This is a genomic window from Methanobrevibacter sp. (genome assembly GCF_045603845.1).
Classification (GTDB): domain Archaea; phylum Methanobacteriota; class Methanobacteria; order Methanobacteriales; family Methanobacteriaceae; genus Methanocatella.
This window is the reverse complement of the sequence record NZ_JAZUMY010000094.1, coordinates 17,953-34,534: the sequence shown is the minus strand read 5'-3', so window position 1 is coordinate 34,534 and position 16,582 is coordinate 17,953. Positions and strand designations below refer to the sequence as shown.

17 protein-coding genes and 1 pseudogene are annotated in these 16,582 nt (G+C 34.6%); 9 read left to right on the top strand and 9 right to left on the bottom strand.

Features of this window, described 5'->3' with window-relative positions; translation table 11 throughout:
- From ACKI2W_RS09375 to ACKI2W_RS09360, 4 genes and pseudogenes are all read left to right on the top strand, one after another.
- A pseudogene (locus ACKI2W_RS09375) lies at nucleotides 1-360 on the top strand (tRNA (adenine-N1)-methyltransferase); the annotation flags it as partial.
- 88 nt (nucleotides 361-448) lie between these two features.
- Complete coding sequence (locus ACKI2W_RS09370) at nucleotides 449-730, top strand: hypothetical protein (protein ID WP_407381480.1); 282 nt, start codon at nucleotides 449-451, stop codon at nucleotides 728-730.
- A gap of 9 nt (nucleotides 731-739) precedes the next feature.
- The gene (locus ACKI2W_RS09365; RefSeq protein WP_407381478.1) at nucleotides 740-1,009 is read left to right on the top strand and encodes a hypothetical protein; all 270 of its coding nucleotides are present in this window, start codon (nucleotides 740-742) and stop codon (nucleotides 1,007-1,009) included.
- Between the two features lie 15 nt (nucleotides 1,010-1,024).
- A complete protein-coding gene (locus ACKI2W_RS09360; protein WP_407381476.1) occupies nucleotides 1,025-1,504 on the top strand; it encodes a DUF308 domain-containing protein in 480 nt (159 codons plus the stop codon).
- A gap of 47 nt (nucleotides 1,505-1,551) precedes the next feature.
- Here the strand turns inward: ACKI2W_RS09360 and leuS are convergent, their stop codons facing one another.
- Both leuS and ACKI2W_RS09350 read right to left on the bottom strand, forming a co-directional pair.
- Entirely contained in the window at nucleotides 1,552-4,398 is a 2,847-nt protein-coding gene (gene leuS / locus ACKI2W_RS09355; RefSeq protein ID WP_407381474.1) for a leucine--tRNA ligase, read from the bottom strand.
- Nucleotides 4,398-5,192: an NAD+ synthase gene (locus ACKI2W_RS09350; RefSeq protein ID WP_407381471.1), complete on the bottom strand. Its 795-nt coding sequence runs from the start codon at nucleotides 5,190-5,192 to the stop codon at nucleotides 4,398-4,400. The genes leuS and ACKI2W_RS09350 overlap by 1 nt, the downstream gene beginning before the upstream one ends.
- A gap of 65 nt (nucleotides 5,193-5,257) precedes the next feature.
- Here ACKI2W_RS09350 and ACKI2W_RS09345 point away from each other — a divergent pair, with 65 nt between their 5' ends.
- Both ACKI2W_RS09345 and ACKI2W_RS09340 read left to right on the top strand, forming a co-directional pair.
- Nucleotides 5,258-5,653, top strand: coding sequence for a nuclear transport factor 2 family protein (locus tag ACKI2W_RS09345; RefSeq protein WP_407381469.1), 396 nt, complete (start codon nucleotides 5,258-5,260; stop codon nucleotides 5,651-5,653).
- Nucleotides 5,654-5,696: 43 nt separating this feature from the next.
- Nucleotides 5,697-5,888, top strand: coding sequence for a winged helix-turn-helix domain-containing protein (locus ACKI2W_RS09340; protein WP_407381467.1), 192 nt, complete (start codon nucleotides 5,697-5,699; stop codon nucleotides 5,886-5,888).
- Between the two features lie 405 nt (nucleotides 5,889-6,293).
- Here ACKI2W_RS09340 and ACKI2W_RS09335 read toward each other — a convergent pair whose 3' ends face one another.
- Nucleotides 6,294-6,470 carry a hypothetical protein gene (locus tag ACKI2W_RS09335; protein ID WP_407381465.1) on the bottom strand — a complete coding sequence of 59 codons (177 nt, stop codon included), beginning with the start codon at nucleotides 6,468-6,470 and terminating at the stop codon, nucleotides 6,294-6,296.
- Nucleotides 6,460-6,960 carry a Panacea domain-containing protein gene (locus ACKI2W_RS09330; protein ID WP_407381463.1) on the bottom strand — a complete coding sequence of 167 codons (501 nt, stop codon included), beginning with the start codon at nucleotides 6,958-6,960 and terminating at the stop codon, nucleotides 6,460-6,462. The genes ACKI2W_RS09335 and ACKI2W_RS09330 overlap by 11 nt, the downstream gene beginning before the upstream one ends.
- 296 nt (nucleotides 6,961-7,256) lie before the next feature.
- On the opposite strand from ACKI2W_RS09330, the gene ACKI2W_RS09325 reads away from it, so the two are divergent.
- Entirely contained in the window at nucleotides 7,257-8,264 is a 1,008-nt protein-coding gene (locus ACKI2W_RS09325) for an ArsA family ATPase (RefSeq protein ID WP_407381461.1), read from the top strand.
- Between the two features lie 49 nt (nucleotides 8,265-8,313).
- On the opposite strand, the gene ACKI2W_RS09320 is transcribed toward ACKI2W_RS09325, so the two are convergent.
- From ACKI2W_RS09320 to ACKI2W_RS09305, 4 genes are all read right to left on the bottom strand, one after another.
- Nucleotides 8,314-8,511: a hypothetical protein gene (locus tag ACKI2W_RS09320; protein WP_407381459.1), complete on the bottom strand. Its 198-nt coding sequence runs from the start codon at nucleotides 8,509-8,511 to the stop codon at nucleotides 8,314-8,316.
- A 3-nt stretch (nucleotides 8,512-8,514) separates the two neighbouring features.
- The gene (locus ACKI2W_RS09315) at nucleotides 8,515-11,457 is read right to left on the bottom strand and encodes a carboxypeptidase-like regulatory domain-containing protein (RefSeq protein WP_407381457.1); all 2,943 of its coding nucleotides are present in this window, start codon (nucleotides 11,455-11,457) and stop codon (nucleotides 8,515-8,517) included.
- Between the two features lie 194 nt (nucleotides 11,458-11,651).
- Nucleotides 11,652-12,299, bottom strand: coding sequence for a cobalt-precorrin-7 (C(5))-methyltransferase (locus ACKI2W_RS09310; RefSeq protein ID WP_407381455.1), 648 nt, complete (start codon nucleotides 12,297-12,299; stop codon nucleotides 11,652-11,654).
- Between the two features lies 1 nt (nucleotide 12,300).
- On the bottom strand, nucleotides 12,301-12,678 hold the full coding sequence (locus ACKI2W_RS09305; protein ID WP_407381453.1) for a winged helix-turn-helix transcriptional regulator: 378 nt from the start codon (nucleotides 12,676-12,678) through the stop codon (nucleotides 12,301-12,303).
- Nucleotides 12,679-12,818: 140 nt separating this feature from the next.
- Between ACKI2W_RS09305 and ACKI2W_RS09300 the strand changes: the two genes are divergently transcribed.
- Together ACKI2W_RS09300 and ACKI2W_RS09295 are read left to right on the top strand one after the other, a co-directional pair.
- The gene (locus tag ACKI2W_RS09300; protein WP_407381451.1) at nucleotides 12,819-13,610 is read left to right on the top strand and encodes a protein-ADP-ribose hydrolase; all 792 of its coding nucleotides are present in this window, start codon (nucleotides 12,819-12,821) and stop codon (nucleotides 13,608-13,610) included.
- Nucleotides 13,603-14,454, top strand: a complete 852-nt coding sequence (locus tag ACKI2W_RS09295; RefSeq protein WP_407381449.1) for an SIR2 family NAD-dependent protein deacylase — start codon at nucleotides 13,603-13,605, stop codon at nucleotides 14,452-14,454. Before ACKI2W_RS09300 ends, ACKI2W_RS09295 begins: the two co-directional genes overlap by 8 nt.
- On the opposite strand, the gene ACKI2W_RS09290 is transcribed toward ACKI2W_RS09295, so the two are convergent.
- Nucleotides 14,440-16,545, bottom strand: coding sequence for an alkaline phosphatase family protein (locus ACKI2W_RS09290; protein ID WP_407381447.1), 2,106 nt, complete (start codon nucleotides 16,543-16,545; stop codon nucleotides 14,440-14,442). The genes ACKI2W_RS09295 and ACKI2W_RS09290 overlap by 15 nt on opposite strands.
- Nucleotides 16,546-16,582 lie beyond the last annotated feature (37 nt).

Genomic DNA, 16,582 nt, shown 5'->3' with positions numbered 1-16,582 from the left:
CAGGTCGCAAGAAAAAACATAGAAACATTCGGAATCGAAAACATTGAAGTCAAAAATAAAAACATTAAGGACGGAATCGATGAGGATAACATTGATTTGGTCTTTTTGGATCTTCCGAAGCCATATGAAATTTTTGAAGACGTTTACGATTCATTGAATCTTGGCGGATGGCTGGTTGTATATGCTCCATACATTGATCAGGCAGAAGTTTCATATAGAGTTGCCAAAAAGCTTAACTTTTATGATATTGAAATTCTGGAAACTTTGGAACGTGGCCTTGAGGTAAGACAGCAGGGAACCCGGCCTAAAACCAGAATGGTCGGACACAGTGGATATTTGCTTTTCGCAAGAAAATTATAATTCCACTACTTTTTTTAATTATTTTTTGAAAAATTTATATATTTCTAAAAGTAAAAGAATAAATTGTCAAAAGATATTGTGTGATAATATGGTTTTAGAACAATATATGCCTTTTATTGGGTTAATTATTTTTGGAAATATCGAAAACTTAATTCTTTCTTCACAGGGTGTTACCAGCGGGGTTGATCCTAAGGTTTTAGGCGGATTAAGTATAATTGTTGTTATTATCTGGTTGTTTATTGGTACGGTAGCTACTGAGGTTGCTATGCAGTATGCAAATTACATTACATTCATTGGCGGGCTTGCAATATTCATTTTAGGTATTCAGGCTGTTGTCGAAGCTGTCAAATCAATCAGGAGTAAAAGCTAGGGTGATAATATGAATTTAAAAGATTATGCTCCTTTTACCGGTTTGCTTATTTTTGGAAACATTGAAAACTTGATTTTAGCTTCACAGGGTGCTGTTGCCGGTGTTGATCCGTTTATTTTAGGTGGATTGAGTTTAATTGCGGTTATTATTTGGTTATTAATTGGAACTTACGGAACCAAAGTGGCTATTCAATATGCAGATTACATTGAAATTATTGGTGGAGTTGCAATTATTCTTTTAGGTATGCAGTCCATGTTAGAAGCATGTGGAATTATTTAAAAGCGATGTGAAATAATGAATATAGAAAAGATTTCAGGAATTTTATTCATAATATTGGGTTTAATTTTTATAATTTTCCCAATGTTCAGTGCAGAGTTAGTTTCTGTTATTGTTGGAGTAAGCTTGCTCTTCTTCGGTTTTGCTTCAATAATTAACGGGTTTTCCGTCTGGAACATGTTAACTCATTTTTCACTGGTAAATATCATCATTGGAATTATAGCAATTATATTCGGTTTATTGTTTATATTTGCTATTGATGCATTATCTTTCCTTGTTGGTTTACAATTTTACATTATTGGATTTATAATGATTGTATTTGGAATCATTGGTCTTATTGCAGAATCAAGACTTTCAAAAACAACTTCATTACTGATTTTAATATTCGGTATTATAGCAATTGTACTTGCAGTTTATTCAATCGCTCAACCGATTTATGCAGCAATCCTTATTGGTGCATGTTTAATCATTCAAGGTTTAAGATTCTATATTGATTAAAAAAATTAGAAAAGGGATTAAAATCCCTACTTATTTTATTTTAGAAACTATTCAATCAGAATGGCCGGTTTATAAGGCATTGCATTTCTAGCCTTATTTTGTGGATCATATGAATCGTCGGTGTGCACAATCACTTCGCTTGACACTTCATTGGAAATATATTCCAGAGCATCATCAATAATTTGTGCCTCATCGATTTTACCCACATATCTGGTTTTTGTAATTTCACGGCCAATCTTTTTAGCTACATCAGCTATTTCCTTTTTATTGTCATAAATATTAGCTTTAATAGCTTTGCCCATTATTTGGCCAATATCCGGTTTTCCGACTTCGTCTGCAATTTTGTATAAGTCCCATTTCCAGTCAGGAGCCAGGTAAATGTGCACTTTTTGGGCTTCATCTCCAACCATCTGTTTGATATGGTTGATGTCTTTGATTAGGTTTTGCACTAGCTCTTCTGATTTTTCGATTTCAAGACTTATTAGGCTTTCATCAGCTTCAGGCCATTTTGCAACACTTACAAAGCCTTGTCCGCCATAATTTGACCATAACTCTTCACAGGTATGTGGAGTAAATGGTGCAAGTAACCTTATCCAGGATTCTAAGACAGTTGACAGGACATAAATTACTGCAGGGTCTTTTTTGTCAAGCAAATGATTTACTCTGTATAAGTAATGATCTATGTCTTTTTTAAGTAAGAATAATGATTCCTGAAGTGCTTTTCTTGTCTGGAAAACTTCTAAAGCTTCAGTTGATACTTTGATATGTTGGTTGAGCTGACTTAACATCCATAAATCGATGGTTCTTGTCAGTTCGACCTTTTCGATGTTGTTTAAATCAAGTGCGGAGCCTTTGATTTCTTCAACTTTTCCGGCAAATTCTTTGAACCATTCAAGTCTTCTTTTAGTTCCTAAAACTTCTTTTTCCCTCCAGTCAAAGTCTTGCCATGGTTCAGCTGAAGCCATCAGGAATAACCTTACAACATCTGCGGTATAATCTTCAATTGCATCTTTTAAAAGAATAACATTTCCTTTTGATGAGGACATTTTATTTCCTTCCAGAAGACCCATTCCGAAAACGACGGTTCCTTTAGGCCATTTGTCTTCAGGGAATATTGCGCTGTGGTGGAACATCAAAAAGCTTAGGTGATTTCCAACAAGGTCTTTTGCAGATAATCTCCAGTCAAGAGGATACCAGTAGTTGAATTCGTCCTGGATTTCCTTAACGATTTCAGGCGCAACAGTAATGTCGCCTGAATCTTTGTTTAAGAATACCTTATCGAAGAATGCGCGGTTCAAATCATCCGGATTCATGTCCCTTAAGAATCTTGCTATTGAGTAATAGGACATGTAAATGGTTGAGTCTGTCAACGGTTCGATTAACCATTTGTTGTCCCAAGGAAGTCTTGTTCCAAGCCCCACTTTTCTGGAGCATGCCCAATCATCCAGCCAGTCAATATAATAGTTGAAATTGTTTTTAACTTCTGATGGAATGATTGTTTCTCTTTCCAATACTTCATGGGTTTTTTCAGTCCATTCAGGGTTTGAATATTTCATGAACCATTGGTCATCCATAATTTTGACAACACAGTTGTTTCCGCATCTGCACACAACAGGCCTTTCGGCAAAGTCATACATTATTGTAGCCATATTTTTGGAAATCAGTTCTTCTTTTAGTTCTTCACGGGCAAATCTGACCTTTTTGCCACCAAATCCTGGAATGCTGTCAAGAATGGTACCTTTACTGTGCTGTATCTTGTATAATTCGTTGGTTGCTTCGTGTAACTTTTCATCGTTCTGGTCGCTTATTCCAAGTTTTTCAATAATGTCTGCTGCAGGGATTTCCCCGTAGCCTTTAACGGTACATACAGGAATCGGAACGACATTTTCGATTATTCCTTCAAGATTGTATTTTGCTATCAGTTCATCATTTTTCTTCAGATCCTGAAGAGCAATGTAATCTGCCGGCGCATCGGCCGGTTCTGAAAATACTACACCACTACCGTATGACGCACTTACAAAGCTTGCAGGGAAAATTGGCAATTCATTTTCAGTAAATGGGTTTATTGCCATTTTTCCAATCAAATCATTAGGATTAATTTCACAAATAATTTTTAAATCTTTAATTTGATGTTGTAAATTATAATGAGCCTCTTTTGTTATTACCCAGTTTTCACCATCCGCATCAACCAGGACGTATTCCACATCAGGATTTAACCAGATGTTGGTTGCTCCGACAATGGTTTCCGGCCTTAATGTGGCGGTAACCAGAATTTTATCTTCAACAGAGAATTTTAAAAGAGTTAATTCATTGACTCCAACACCTTCTCCTTCAAGCAGGTCGTGGTCTCCGACAGGATTGTCACAGTTCGGACAGTATTTGACCGGATGCTCTCCTTTTTGGACTAATCCCTTTTCATATAATGTTGTAATCTGCCATTCAATGAATTTTTTGTAGGTAGGGTCAATTGTTCTGAATTCACGTCTCCAGTCGATTGAATATCCCATTTCATGCATCACTTCATTGTATTCGCTACTGAAATATCTTACAATGTATTCGGGATCTTCCAGTTTTGACAATTCGTCTTTAGGAACTCTGTGGACATTTTCATATAAGTCTAAAGTCCATGGATCTTTTCTTTTAATCCTGTCTGCAATTCCAATAACTGGTGCACCGGTTACGTGCCATGCCATTGGGAATAAAACATTGTATCCTTCCATTCTTTTAAATCTTGCATAAACGTCAGGGACTGTGTATGTACGGCCGTGTCCGATATGCATTGCACCGCTTGGGTATGGAAATGCTACAGTAATGAATAATTTTTCTTTATCGTTAGGGTTTGATTCAAATAACTTTTCATCAGCCCATTTCTTTTGCCATTTTTTCTCTGTCACTAAATCACCATTAAAGTCTTTTTAGGGCATTCAGGAACTTTTGATTTATGCTGGTTCCTATTCACTCTATTTATGATATTATTAACTTCATCAACATCGATGTCTAATTCGCTAGCTATGCAATCAGCATCGAGGTCTTTTTCTGTAAGCTTATATAATATTTTATCAAGCAATTCGTAAGTCATTCCAATTTCATCTTCATCGGTCTGGTTATTCCATAATCCTGCTCTAGGTGGCTTGTCGATGATTTCCTGTGGAACTTCCAAGTATCTGGCTAACTGGTAAACATCGGTTTTGTATAAGTCTCCAATCGGTTCGATATCACAGGCACCGTCCCCATGTTTTGTAAAGTAGCCGATTAGGATTTCGCTTTTGTTGCCTGTACCGCTCACCAGATAGTTTTTTGAATTAGCATAAAAATAAATGATTGACATTCTTATTCTAGCTTTAAGGTTTCCTATAGCTAATTTATTTTCTTCTAACTGTGTAACTGATAAGAATTCGTTTAAAATACTATCAATAGCTATTTCCTTAAATTGGATACCTAATAATTGGGCTATTGTAGTACCATGAAGTTTATCTTCGGTTGGTGTTGTTGTAGATGGCATTACTATTCCAAATACGTTTTCTTTACCAACGGCTTCACAAGCTAAAAATGCAGCTAATGTGGAATCTATTCCTCCACTCAATCCTACAACAAGTCCGTCTGCATTAGCTTCTGATACTTTATTTTGAACGAATTCGACAATATCGTCTTTTGTTTTTTCAACATTAATTTCAGGAATTTCGTTCATATCAAACACTCACTTAGTTTTTCATTAGTAATTAATATAGTTCTCTTATTATATAATATATTATTATGAGTAATGTAGAAATTTTATCAAAGAGGACATTCGATGGTGCTGATAAGGAAGTTTTGGACTGCTTTGTTGAATATCAGCAGGCATTAATTGACAAGGATGAGGATAAATTGAATGAATTAATGGCTGATGATTATATTTTGACTCACATGTCTGGCAAAAAGCAGACTAAGGCTCAGTTCATTGAAGAGGTTATGAATGGAACTCTCAATTATTTCAAATCTGAAATCCATGACCCTAATATTCTATTTGATGATAATGAAAATGCAACATTCATATCTGATGTTACATTAACCGCACGTGTCTACGGTGCCAGCGGCTCATGGACGATTGATACTGTAATGGATTTTAAAAAAATTGATGGCAAATGGATAATTGGTAAGTGGGATACTTAATAATGCCTATATTTATTATTTGACTAATTTGTGGATGATGAAAATGTTTTTAAATGAACTATTAGGAGAAAATGCAAGGATAAAAATTTTAGAAGAGCTGTTAACATATTCTGATTCATTTTTAACTGCTGATGAAATCTCTAGAATGGTTGATATTTCATCAAAAACAGTCCATATTCATATGAATCAATTAGAAGAAATAGGGATGGTCGAAGTTAAAAAAAAGGAGATCTAAAAGGTTTAAATTAAAATCCAATGATGAAAGAGTATTGGCATTAGGATTAATAGAAGCTAATGAGTTTTTAAGAAGGTCTAATTAACAGTAATTGATGAGAATGACTAATTGGGTATTATGATAAACCTTGATAGTGATTAAAAGAGAATAGTCAAGAATTGCCTGAACCTGAGAAAAACAGGTTATTCATTAAAAATATTCTTCATAATTTGAGCAGATGTTTTGTATTCTTTTTTTGTTTTCGATTTCATGTTTGGATTTGTAATAACATTCTGTGAAATAGATTAAGCTATGCTTTCTACTTAATATGAATATAAATCTAAATGGGGATCTATTTCCTTCTTTAATTGATTCACAACGAAATTTTTTGATTTTAAACACTGGAAATTTTACTTTTGGACCTAATCAGGGTATTTGGTTATAACGGTCTTGGGTTAATCTATGATTTCCCCTTTTCAAGTCTAAGAGTAAAACTTTTTTTAGTCTTTCAAAATCCTCTTCAAGTGAAGGACATTTTCTGGTGAGTTTTTTAAATTCCTTATCAAATTTAGGATAAGTTTTAATGGTGTATTCAGTTGTCATATTCTCTAACACTGTATTCAGGGTCTCTGTAAAAAACGTATTCGTAGTCTAAATCTTCATTATCTTCTGCAATCATCCAAGGCATATCTCCATGTGAATATTCACTAACTTCTTTTGCAGATAAATCACCCAATTCATCAATCACGTCATTTATAACACTTAATTCCTTGGTATTTAATGTTGATAAATCTGGAACTTCTTGTAAGTAATGTTTATGGATAGTAGTTCCGAAATAAGGTTTTTTTTCAATTGTAATGGAGTTATCATTAATCATTTCATCAACTATTTCATCAATGTGTTGTGGATAGGGGCCTCTTTCATATTTGATATATGTTTCATTGGTTATGGAAGTTTCATATTTTTCATAATAATTGAAATCTGAAAAATATAATAATTTACAAATTACAGTTTTTCCAACATTCTTTTTATTTTCACATCTATTGATAATGTATGAAAGAACACTTTTGAATTTTTCTTTATCAAATTCCATTTTTAATCACCCTCCATTAATATTAATCATTTAAGATTTTACTATCTTAATTAACTTATTGTTTCTTTTAATTTAAATATTTATGCTTTTTGCATATTTGGGGCAATTCTGATGGCATATACTAAGCAAAAATTGATAGTTGGCTTTATTTCTCTAAATCATGCGTTTTTGTAAAATGTATATTTTCATATAAAAAATCAAAGACGAATTTCACTATAATAACTAAATTTATATACTATAAAGAATTAAAATAACATTTAGTTACTAAAAGTAATTTTAATATTCGAGGTGATTTTTTGGCATTTAAAGATTATTTCAGATTCAATAAAGATAAAACAACATTCATTTTTGTAGGCGGAAAAGGTGGTGTTGGTAAAACATCCATTTCCTCAGCTACTGCATTATGGTTAGCCGAACAGGGCAAAAAAACTTTGATTGTATCTACTGACCCTGCACATTCACTTTCAGATTCTTTGGAAGTGCAAATCGGTCATTACCCTAGGGAAATCAAAACCAATTTATTTGCAGTTGAAATTGATCCTGATGAAGCGATGGCAGAAAAACAATCTGCCCTTGAAGCTCAAAAAGCATCTTCAGCTCCAGATGCACTGGGAGGCCTTGATTTCTTGACTGACCAGATGGATTTGGCATCATCATCTCCAGGTGCTGATGAGGTGGCTGCATTTGAGGTGTTCCTGTCTGTAATGACATCCAATGAATTTGACGTTGTTGTATTTGATACCGCACCAACAGGCCACACATTAAGGTTATTATCTTTCCCGGAAGTCATGGACTCATGGGTGGGAAAAGCAATGATTGCAAAAGCAAAATTGGGTTCTGTTGCAAATTCATTAAAGAGCATAATGCCGTTTATGGATGCAGTTGACAATCCGCAAACTGCTGAAGATTTAAAAAGAACCAAAGAGCAAATTGATGAGGCTAAAAAGGTATTGTCTGATCCTGACAGAACCACATTTAAAATGGTTGTTATTCCTGAAGAGATGTCAATTTATGAATCAGAAAGGGCTCTTGAGGCATTGGAGAAAAATGACATGGTTGTTGACAGCGTCATCGTCAATCAGGTAATGCCGGACATATGCGACTGTGATTTCTGCCACTCAAGACATAAATTGCAGCAAAAACGTTTGGCGTTAATCGATCAAAAGTTTTCAGACCAGCACATTGCCGAAGTTCCTTTATTTAAGGACGAAGTTAAAGGTCAGGAAAAACTTTTAAACTTGGCTCATATTCTTTATGATGACAAGGATAATGATGAGATAACTCAGGAAGCTATCCAATTGTAAAAAATAAAAATAAGTTAAAATTATTAAATTTTAACTTTAAAAACTTTTTTTATTCTTCTTTTTTGTAGTAAAACCAGTTTACAAGTTCAGCTATAATAAACAACAGCAAACATACTGAAAAGAATATGCTGAATGTTTGTCCCGTTACCATATCATATATGAATGATATTACTAAAAGGATAAAGGTTACTTTGACTATTAAGGGATTTTTATCCCAGTTTTCTTTGATTTGATCAAGCAAGGACATTTTTTATCTCCAGTATTTCTGCGGAATGCTGTATGGGCTCCAGCTTTCTTCCGTAAAATATTTGTATGTGTCTTCTTTGGTTAATGTTTTAACGCTTCCTTTACTTATATATTTCACGTTTTCACGGTCATATGAATTGTCCTTCTTAATTGGAATCTCAATATAGTCAACGCTTCCGTCCTTCTGTGGGATGTTGTAAATTTTTGTATTCTGCAGATAACCGGGCCTTGTAAACGTAACGTAATCGTATGCGCTGTGCACATTTTCATCTTCTACAAAATGCTCTACAAAATAAACTCCGATTCCCTGAATACTGCTTGCAGTTCCTATTATGCTTAATCCCAATGTTGCGCTTCCTCCAATCAAAGCGCCCACAACACCTTTCGCAACAAGCGCTCCTTTAAATGCAAAGGATACTAATGGCTGGACATTGTCTCCAATATAGTCCAATACGCTGTCTATTTCGTAAACTCCATTATTTATATTGAGCATCACTCCTTTCAGCATGCTGTTGGCGCTGCATAATCCGCAATCTCTGGATATTGTAATTCCCTTGTATGCAAAACCGTCTTTAATCAGCAGAGGTGTCACAAGTCCGGTAGTCAAATCAATGAGGAATGTAGAATTTCCGCTTTCATCAGTGATGATAGCGCTGTTGTTGTAATAGACGATGCTTGTTTTAAATGAAGCCAAGGATTCAAAAACATCATCAAATGTCGAGGTAATGTTAATGTCTCCATCGTCAGCTATAGGCTTTAGGCTGTATTCCTCGATTTTTGAAAGCAATACTGAGTTTACGAAACGGTACTTGATGATTTCACTTTCATTGTTCCCCTGGATGAATCTTCCCATGTTTGGAGATAAGACATGGTGATATGTGTCCTTCCAGTTCATAGCTCCAAGAATGACTGTATTGTTTGTTCTCCTCCATTTCACATCATAATCCGCCATTAGCTCATCGGATAGTCTGTCACTTAAATAGGCGGTATTAAGTGATGTCATAAACATGGTATACATGCTCTGCATTCCGGCACTGCTTTTATAGTCATTTTCCTTTAAAATCCATTCATTGACTATTTTACCATCAATTTTTTTATTTATCAGGATAAATGATTGCATAACGTCAAAGTCGCCCTTATACTTATCGCTTAAACCGTAGGTTATCAGTTCCTCTTTTTCAAATTCTATGCAATTTGAAGAGCTGAATCCTGTAACTATATTCTCCTCGCTGATGTATCCCACAATCTTTGTTCCGAAATAATCGAAAGTCACGCTTTTTCCGGTATTTGCGAATCTGATTTTATCTATATTTCCCTTTGTGATTTCACCGTAGCTTTTGTAATCAAAGTCATATACTGTGCATCCGTAAAGTTTTGATAAACTGTATTTCAAACCGAATTCATCAAAGCTAATTGTTTGGAATTGGATTTTAGCTATTGTTTGTCCGTTTTGAACGTAATTGATTATTTCACTGTTGTCCATGCTCTTATCAATATATGCTCCAAACTGTTCCACATTTTCACTGCAATTGTTTCTATAGATGAAATGGGTATAATTTGAACTTCTATGCAGTATTATACCATTTCCAGTTAGTTTTTCAATTTTATAGCTATGCTGTGTCGGGCTGTTGTCGAATGGCAGCAGATAATATTCACTTCCCAGATAAGTGGCACCATATTCAGGCATGTTTCCTGTTGAAAACGTGTAATAGTCATTTTCAATCTGTATATTAATCAGCTGGTTTTTTTCCATTCTAATTATTCCGTCAGCGCCGGTTTTAAGTGAATAGATGCTGTTTTCATAAACATAAGGGCATGTTACATTTACGTAATTAGGTACTTTTATTTCATATGTGAAATTGGTATTTTTTATAATTTCCTTTTCTGATTGGGGTTCGATTATAATCTTATTTGCAACGCTAAGGCCGTTATGCTGTGAGGTAATGATATATTCTCCAACAATGAGGTTTATGTTCAAACTTGCCATTCCGTTTTCGTCTGTTGTTCTTGTGTAAAGCACTCCGTTGATATTGAACGTTACCTTTTCATATTCCGCAGGCTTTCCAGTGCCGTCAACCAGATAGGCTTTAAATTTAGTTCCGTCCTTATATTCCATTTGAATATCTCTTGCTGTTAATGTTGGCAATATTTTAATGGTATTGGAGACGCTGCAGCTTTCATACTGTGCAGTTATAATGTATTGTCCGGGATCCAAATTCAAGTTCAGACTGGCTATTCCGTACATGTTTGTCTGGCGATAGTAAAAAACGCCGTTAATGTTGAATTCAACGACATGTCCGGATCCGGCCGTTTCACCGTTCTTTTCAAGTATCGTAACCTTGTACTTTGTGGCGTTTTTATAATATTTGACTATGTCCTTATTGTTGGTAATCAGTGGAAGAACTGTTATGGTATTGCTTCGCATTTCTGATGTTTTGCTGTTGGTTGCAGTTAAAATATAGGTTCCCTGATTCAGATTTATGTTCAGTTTCCCAATTCCGCTGTCGTTTGTTACTCTTGTATAAAACACTCCATTTATATTGAAGGTTACAGGCGTATTTTTCAGCACTTCTCCGTTCGTATCCAAAAATTTAGCATAATATTGGGTGGAGTTTCTATAAATTTTGACGACATCTGACGAATAAATCGTGCTTTTTATGTTTATGGTGTTGTTTACAGATATTTTTCCGTTGGCTGTTGTAGTTATGCTATATTTTCCGCTGTCTAAATTTATTGCAAGTGAGGAATATCCGTTTTCATTGCTTTTTCTAGTATAATTCATGTTATTTAATGAATATGTTACAGAAACATTGCTCAAAGGATTATTGTTTTCATCCTGCACCTGTGTTGCAAATCGTGTTCCGTCTTTATAATACATTTCAACATCATGACTTTCAATATGAATGTCTGGGGTGTTGCTTTCCGTTATTACAGTTTCATTTTCCATCTCTTCTGCCGAAACAGAGCCAATTAAAAAAATGGTTAAGAAAATAAAAACTATCATGCTTATTTTTTTAATCATAGTATCATACATCCGTTAATTTTTTTTAATTAATTAACACTGAAACTATGATTTTAACCTTATAAAGATTTTAATTTAAAATTTAAAAAGAAAAAGATATTTAAAATGAATTTTTGAGGTCAATTCTTGCCTTCTATTATCATTATGCACATGTAAGTAAATTCACTTGCCGCAATATTTTTTAATGAAGTGGAGACAATTTTCTCATCCGGGTATGATAACCTTTCACAGACAGTAACCTTTCTGGATTCGCTGACCCCGTTATCAAGTAAAAACTGAGCCATGTCTTTAACTTTTCTTGAAGGAAGAGCTATGGTGGTTTTTCCATTATCAATGACTTCAAGAATGTCCTCTACATTCTCCCGTCCATGAAATGTCATGACATTTGCACTGTCCCATTGGATGTGATTTCTGGCCGCTGCCAGCTGAAGAGAGCTGATTCCCGGAATAACTTCAATGTTTTCTTTTGAAAAACCCTTTTCATCAGAAATTCTTAAAACAGTATTCAGAACTCCTGAAAAACCAGGATCTCCTGTTGATAGGATAGCAACACTATTTCCGTCAATTGCCAAATCAACACCTTCTTCCAGTTTATCCAACAAATCTTTAACATTAAATGCAATGGTATTTTTAACGTCACTAAACAAGTCTATCGCTCTAGTGCTTCCGACAGTGTAATCGCAGTTTTTAACACAGTTTACGGCTTTTAAAGTCAAATATTCTTCCGCACCAGGCCCTATGCCAATAATAAATATTTTTCCGTCCATATTAATCATCGATGTTCAATGTTTTCTTAAAAGTTTCTTTCAGTTCTTCCTTTGTTTCATCATTATATCCGTTATCCTTGTCGTCCTCAAGTGTAAACATGGCTATTTCATAAATGATTCTGTTCATTGATTTTCCATATTCCGTTAAGCTATATTCGGTACTTACAGGTTTGGTATTCAAGACTCTCTTTTCTATCAGCCCATTTTCTTCCAAATCGGCTAAACAGCTAGATAATACTTTATTGCTAATGTCTTTTCCTTCTTTAAATTCTTTGAAATGTTTTTTGCCGAAAAATAAATCTCTGATTATTTGAATGCTCCATTTTTTATTAATCAGGGTCATTGTTCTGTCTACCGGACAAGTTATCTCTTTATTCATGGAAAATCACCTTATTTCTTAATTTTAATTTCATTTAATATTAATATTTTCATGTTACTTTCAGGTAACTAGGTTCCTTTTCAGTTACAAAAATCATTTAAATATCTTTTAATAATATATTAGAGTAAGGAGGGATTAAAATGGATACAAATCAGCAATTAGACTTTCTTTTAAATTATTTGATTAATGAAAGACAAGAGAATATCGAAATTCCCAATGATGCTATTCAAAAAAGGAATCTGCTTCGTTCACTGATGAATGTAAGGCCTCCCGTTCCGGCCAGTGAAGAATTCTTCGAGATTCAGGATGAATTCTTAACAAAAGAAACCCTTTCAAAAAAGCTGGTAGGTGTTGAGGATATCGATGAATTTGACGGCAAAGTAATGCTTTGGCAGGGAGATATCACAGATTTGAAGGTAGATGCCATTGTAAATGCCGCCAATTCAAAACTTTTGGGCTGTTTTATTCCAATGCATAATTGCATCGATAATGTAATTCATTCAGCCAGCGGCATCCAGTTAAGATTGGAATGTGATAAGATTATGAAAGCACAAGCCAGGGATGAAGACATTGGAAAGGCTAAAATTACTGATGCCTATAATTTGGCTTCCAAACATGTAATCCATACTGTCGGTCCCGCAATTGCTCAAAATTCAAAGCCAAGTGAGTTGGATTGCAAAAGACTTGAAAGCTGTTACAGATCTTGTCTGGAAATAGCCGGTGCACATAATCTGAAATCACTTGCTTTCTGCTGCATCTCAACAGGTGTTTTTAACTTTCCTCAGGAAACTGCTGCTAGAATCGCTATAAAAACGGTTAAGGACTATCTGGATTCCAATGAAACTTCTTTGGAGCATGTGATATTCAATGTATTCGTAGATGATGATTATTATATTTATAAAAAATTATTGTTTGGTGATAAAAATGGATAAATTCGTATTGAGATTGGATAAAGCTATTGAAAAAATTAATGATGCTGATTATGTGCTGATAGGTGCCGGAGCAGGACTTTCCACTGCTGCAGGTATCGAATATACTGGTAAACGATTCACTGATAATTTCGCCGATTTCATTGAAAAGTATTCGATGAGAGATATGTATTCTTCGGGATTCTATCCTTTCAAGACTTCTGAAGAAAAATGGGCATACTGGGCAAAACACATCAACGTTAACAGATTCAGTGTTGGCGAAACGGACGTTTATAAAAAACTATTGAAATTGGTTGAAAATAAGGATTATTTCGTTTTAACAACAAATGTGGAGCATCAATTCTGGATAAACGGATTTGAAGATGAAAGAATCTTTGCAACACAGGGGGATTACGGCTTATTTCAGTGCAGCGAAGCCTGTCATGACAAACTGTATGAAAATGAGGAACTGATTAAGGAAATGGTTGAAAAAACCGTTGACTGTAAGATTCCAACAGATTTGATTCCTAAATGTCCGGTTTGCGGTGAAGAAATGGAAACAAACCTTAGAAAGGATAATCTCTTCGTTGAAGATGAAAAATGGCATGAGGCTAAAGGCCGTTATATGGACTTTTTAAATAAGATTGATAGTAAAAAGGTGGTATTTTTAGAAATAGGTGTCGGATTCAACACTCCTGTAATCATCAGATATCCGTTTGAACAGATGACTCATGACAATCCTAATGCAACATTAATAAGATTGAATAAGGATTATGCTGATGCCATTAAAGAAAATGAGTCTAAAACTATAAGTTTTGATGAAAATGTTGAAGAAATATTTGATTATTGGCTTTCAAGAGTTTTTTAACTCATTTATTTCTTTTTTTAGAAAATCATAAATTGATTTCGCACCAATTAACTCACCAGGATCTTCCCAATTGGAAGGGTATAATATGAATGGTCTTGTCTGGCTTCCGCCAAGTCCTCCATGACTGCCTATCAGTTCTTCAAATGCGCAGATTTCTTCAGTGTTCGGGTCATAAAAGCTGTTTACCAAAATATCTGGCATGTGTTTGAATCCGTTGTGTCTTTTCAAATGCATTGCGGCATTCTTTCCAAAGTTTTCTAGCGGATTTTCTCCTTCAATCCTGTCTGTATTTAAATAATAGATTCCTTCCCTGCCTATAACCATTGGCCCATTTGTGAAGGATTCAACTAAAATAAACCCGATTCCGCTATGCTTTACAAGACCTGGGATTAAATTTGGGAACAGCATTACTATTTCTTCATAATTCAATCGTTTTTGCCATTGTGTTAAATAAATCAGCCCCAAATTTCCGGACCCTAAAACTATCAATTCTGAATTCCTGGCTTTTTTAGCAGTCTGTTCATTGCTCTCATGTCTTTTGATGTAATCAAGGTTATTCTGATACTTGGATCTGAGGTCCTCAATGCGTTCAATATTAATGAAATCCGGAGTTTTTTCTTTTAAATTTTCCAATGTATCTGAAAAGAAGTCCGTATCTTTTATATCATCAACCTTTCCTTTTATTGTACCGATTTGTTTATTTTCCGGAATAAAAGCGTCTCTGAAATGATCTGAAATAAATGGATCATTGTCATAAATTTTCATGTCTTCCGGCAGGAGTCTTCTTACATAGTCTGCCAATGTTATCCCATATCTTTGTTTGAATGTTGAACCGTTTCCCTGTCCGTGATCGGACAATACAACAAATTCATAATGTCTTTCACTGCTTTTTTCAGCTTTTTCAAGTCTTTTGAATTGCAAATCAATCTGTTTTAAAACATTCCAAACATCATCATCCCTTATTCCTGAGTGATGGGCTACTTCATCATAACCGACATAGCTGGCATATGCGCTGTTTATTTCACCTTTCAGCATATTTTCAATCAGTGTTTCGGTTGCAACTTCGCGCAAAAGCACATTTGCGCCGGATCTTATTGTAGCATATATTACATTTCTTCTAAGTCTCGGTCGGATATTTTTTATCCAATGAACTATTTGGGATTTTATTTCAACAAATATTTCCCATATGAATAAAATGATGACTCTTTGAAAGGAATAAGCTTCAAGAAAAACCACGTTCAATGACTTATTGTACATTTTTGTCAATAGTCTGAATCTTGATGAGGTTATTATCGCATTGTAGCTGTCTCCAGTAAACATATTAGTGATGCTGGTTCCTTTATCGCACAAAAGCCCATTTCCGTCAGATATTCTTTCCTCAACTATTGGGGCATGGGCCAGTTTTCCTGAAACGATTATCTGATTGTCATTTTCCTTTTCAACCCATCTGTATGCCACAATGTTTTCATTATTACCATGCAAAATTCCGGCCTGGCTTGCACCTGTCTGGGAGGACAAATCAGTTTCCCATTCTTTTAATGTGTATGAATTGGAATCTATCCATCTTTTAATCGTTGGCATCATGTCTTTTTCAATGGCTTCCTTTAAAATATCAATTGATAGCCCGTCAATTTCAAGCATTATAAGTCCGGGATATGTCTGTTTATATAATTTCTTTTCCTTTGAAACATAATCTGACACTCTGTTTATGTATGTATCATAATAGTCGACATCAGTAATGTTTGAAATAAGTGTGGTTGCAACAGCCATCGCCAGCGGAACCAGGAACGCATCTCCTGCTCCAAGGGAAACTCCAGGAATAAAATAGCAGACTCCATAAAAAATCAGTGAATTTATCAGCAAAGCTCCGATTCCGAAGGTCAGGACGATAAATTTCATGAATAATTTTCTCAGCAATGGCCAAAAAAGAATATTGGCTATGGTAACACCAATGGTGATAATAAGCGCATCATACCAGTTTTTCAATATAAAACCCTCAAGCAGGTATGACATTGCAATTATCGTGATGACATTTGCAGTTATCAATAATATAACTATTACAACTGATTTAATTAAATTTTGTATGTTCATTTTCCGATATTTTCCCCTATTTTTTAAATAAGTTTAT

Excerpts from the sequence above, each read along its gene's own strand:
- ACKI2W_RS09370 (WP_407381480.1), top strand. The coding sequence starts at position 449 with ATGGTTTTAGAACAATATATGCCTTTTATTGGGTTAATTATTTTTGGA.
- ACKI2W_RS09365 (WP_407381478.1), top strand. The coding sequence starts at position 740 with ATGAATTTAAAAGATTATGCTCCTTTTACCGGTTTGCTTATTTTTGGA.
- ACKI2W_RS09360 (WP_407381476.1), top strand. The coding sequence starts at position 1,025 with ATGAATATAGAAAAGATTTCAGGAATTTTATTCATAATATTGGGTTTA.
- ACKI2W_RS09350 (WP_407381471.1), bottom strand. The coding sequence starts at position 5,192 with ATGAACGAAATTCCTGAAATTAATGTTGAAAAAACAAAAGACGATATT.
- ACKI2W_RS09345 (WP_407381469.1), top strand. The coding sequence starts at position 5,258 with ATGAGTAATGTAGAAATTTTATCAAAGAGGACATTCGATGGTGCTGAT.
- ACKI2W_RS09340 (WP_407381467.1), top strand. The coding sequence starts at position 5,697 with ATGTTTTTAAATGAACTATTAGGAGAAAATGCAAGGATAAAAATTTTA.
- ACKI2W_RS09335 (WP_407381465.1), bottom strand. The coding sequence starts at position 6,470 with ATGACAACTGAATACACCATTAAAACTTATCCTAAATTTGATAAGGAA.
- ACKI2W_RS09330 (WP_407381463.1), bottom strand. The coding sequence starts at position 6,960 with ATGGAATTTGATAAAGAAAAATTCAAAAGTGTTCTTTCATACATTATC.
- ACKI2W_RS09320 (WP_407381459.1), bottom strand. The coding sequence starts at position 8,511 with ATGTCCTTGCTTGATCAAATCAAAGAAAACTGGGATAAAAATCCCTTA.
- ACKI2W_RS09315 (WP_407381457.1), bottom strand. The coding sequence starts at position 11,457 with ATGGAAAATGAAACTGTAATAACGGAAAGCAACACCCCAGACATTCAT.
- ACKI2W_RS09310 (WP_407381455.1), bottom strand. The coding sequence starts at position 12,299 with ATGGACGGAAAAATATTTATTATTGGCATAGGGCCTGGTGCGGAAGAA.
- ACKI2W_RS09305 (WP_407381453.1), bottom strand. The coding sequence starts at position 12,678 with ATGAATAAAGAGATAACTTGTCCGGTAGACAGAACAATGACCCTGATT.
- ACKI2W_RS09300 (WP_407381451.1), top strand. The coding sequence starts at position 12,819 with ATGGATACAAATCAGCAATTAGACTTTCTTTTAAATTATTTGATTAAT.
- ACKI2W_RS09295 (WP_407381449.1), top strand. The coding sequence starts at position 13,603 with ATGGATAAATTCGTATTGAGATTGGATAAAGCTATTGAAAAAATTAAT.
- ACKI2W_RS09290 (WP_407381447.1), bottom strand. The coding sequence starts at position 16,545 with ATGAACATACAAAATTTAATTAAATCAGTTGTAATAGTTATATTATTG.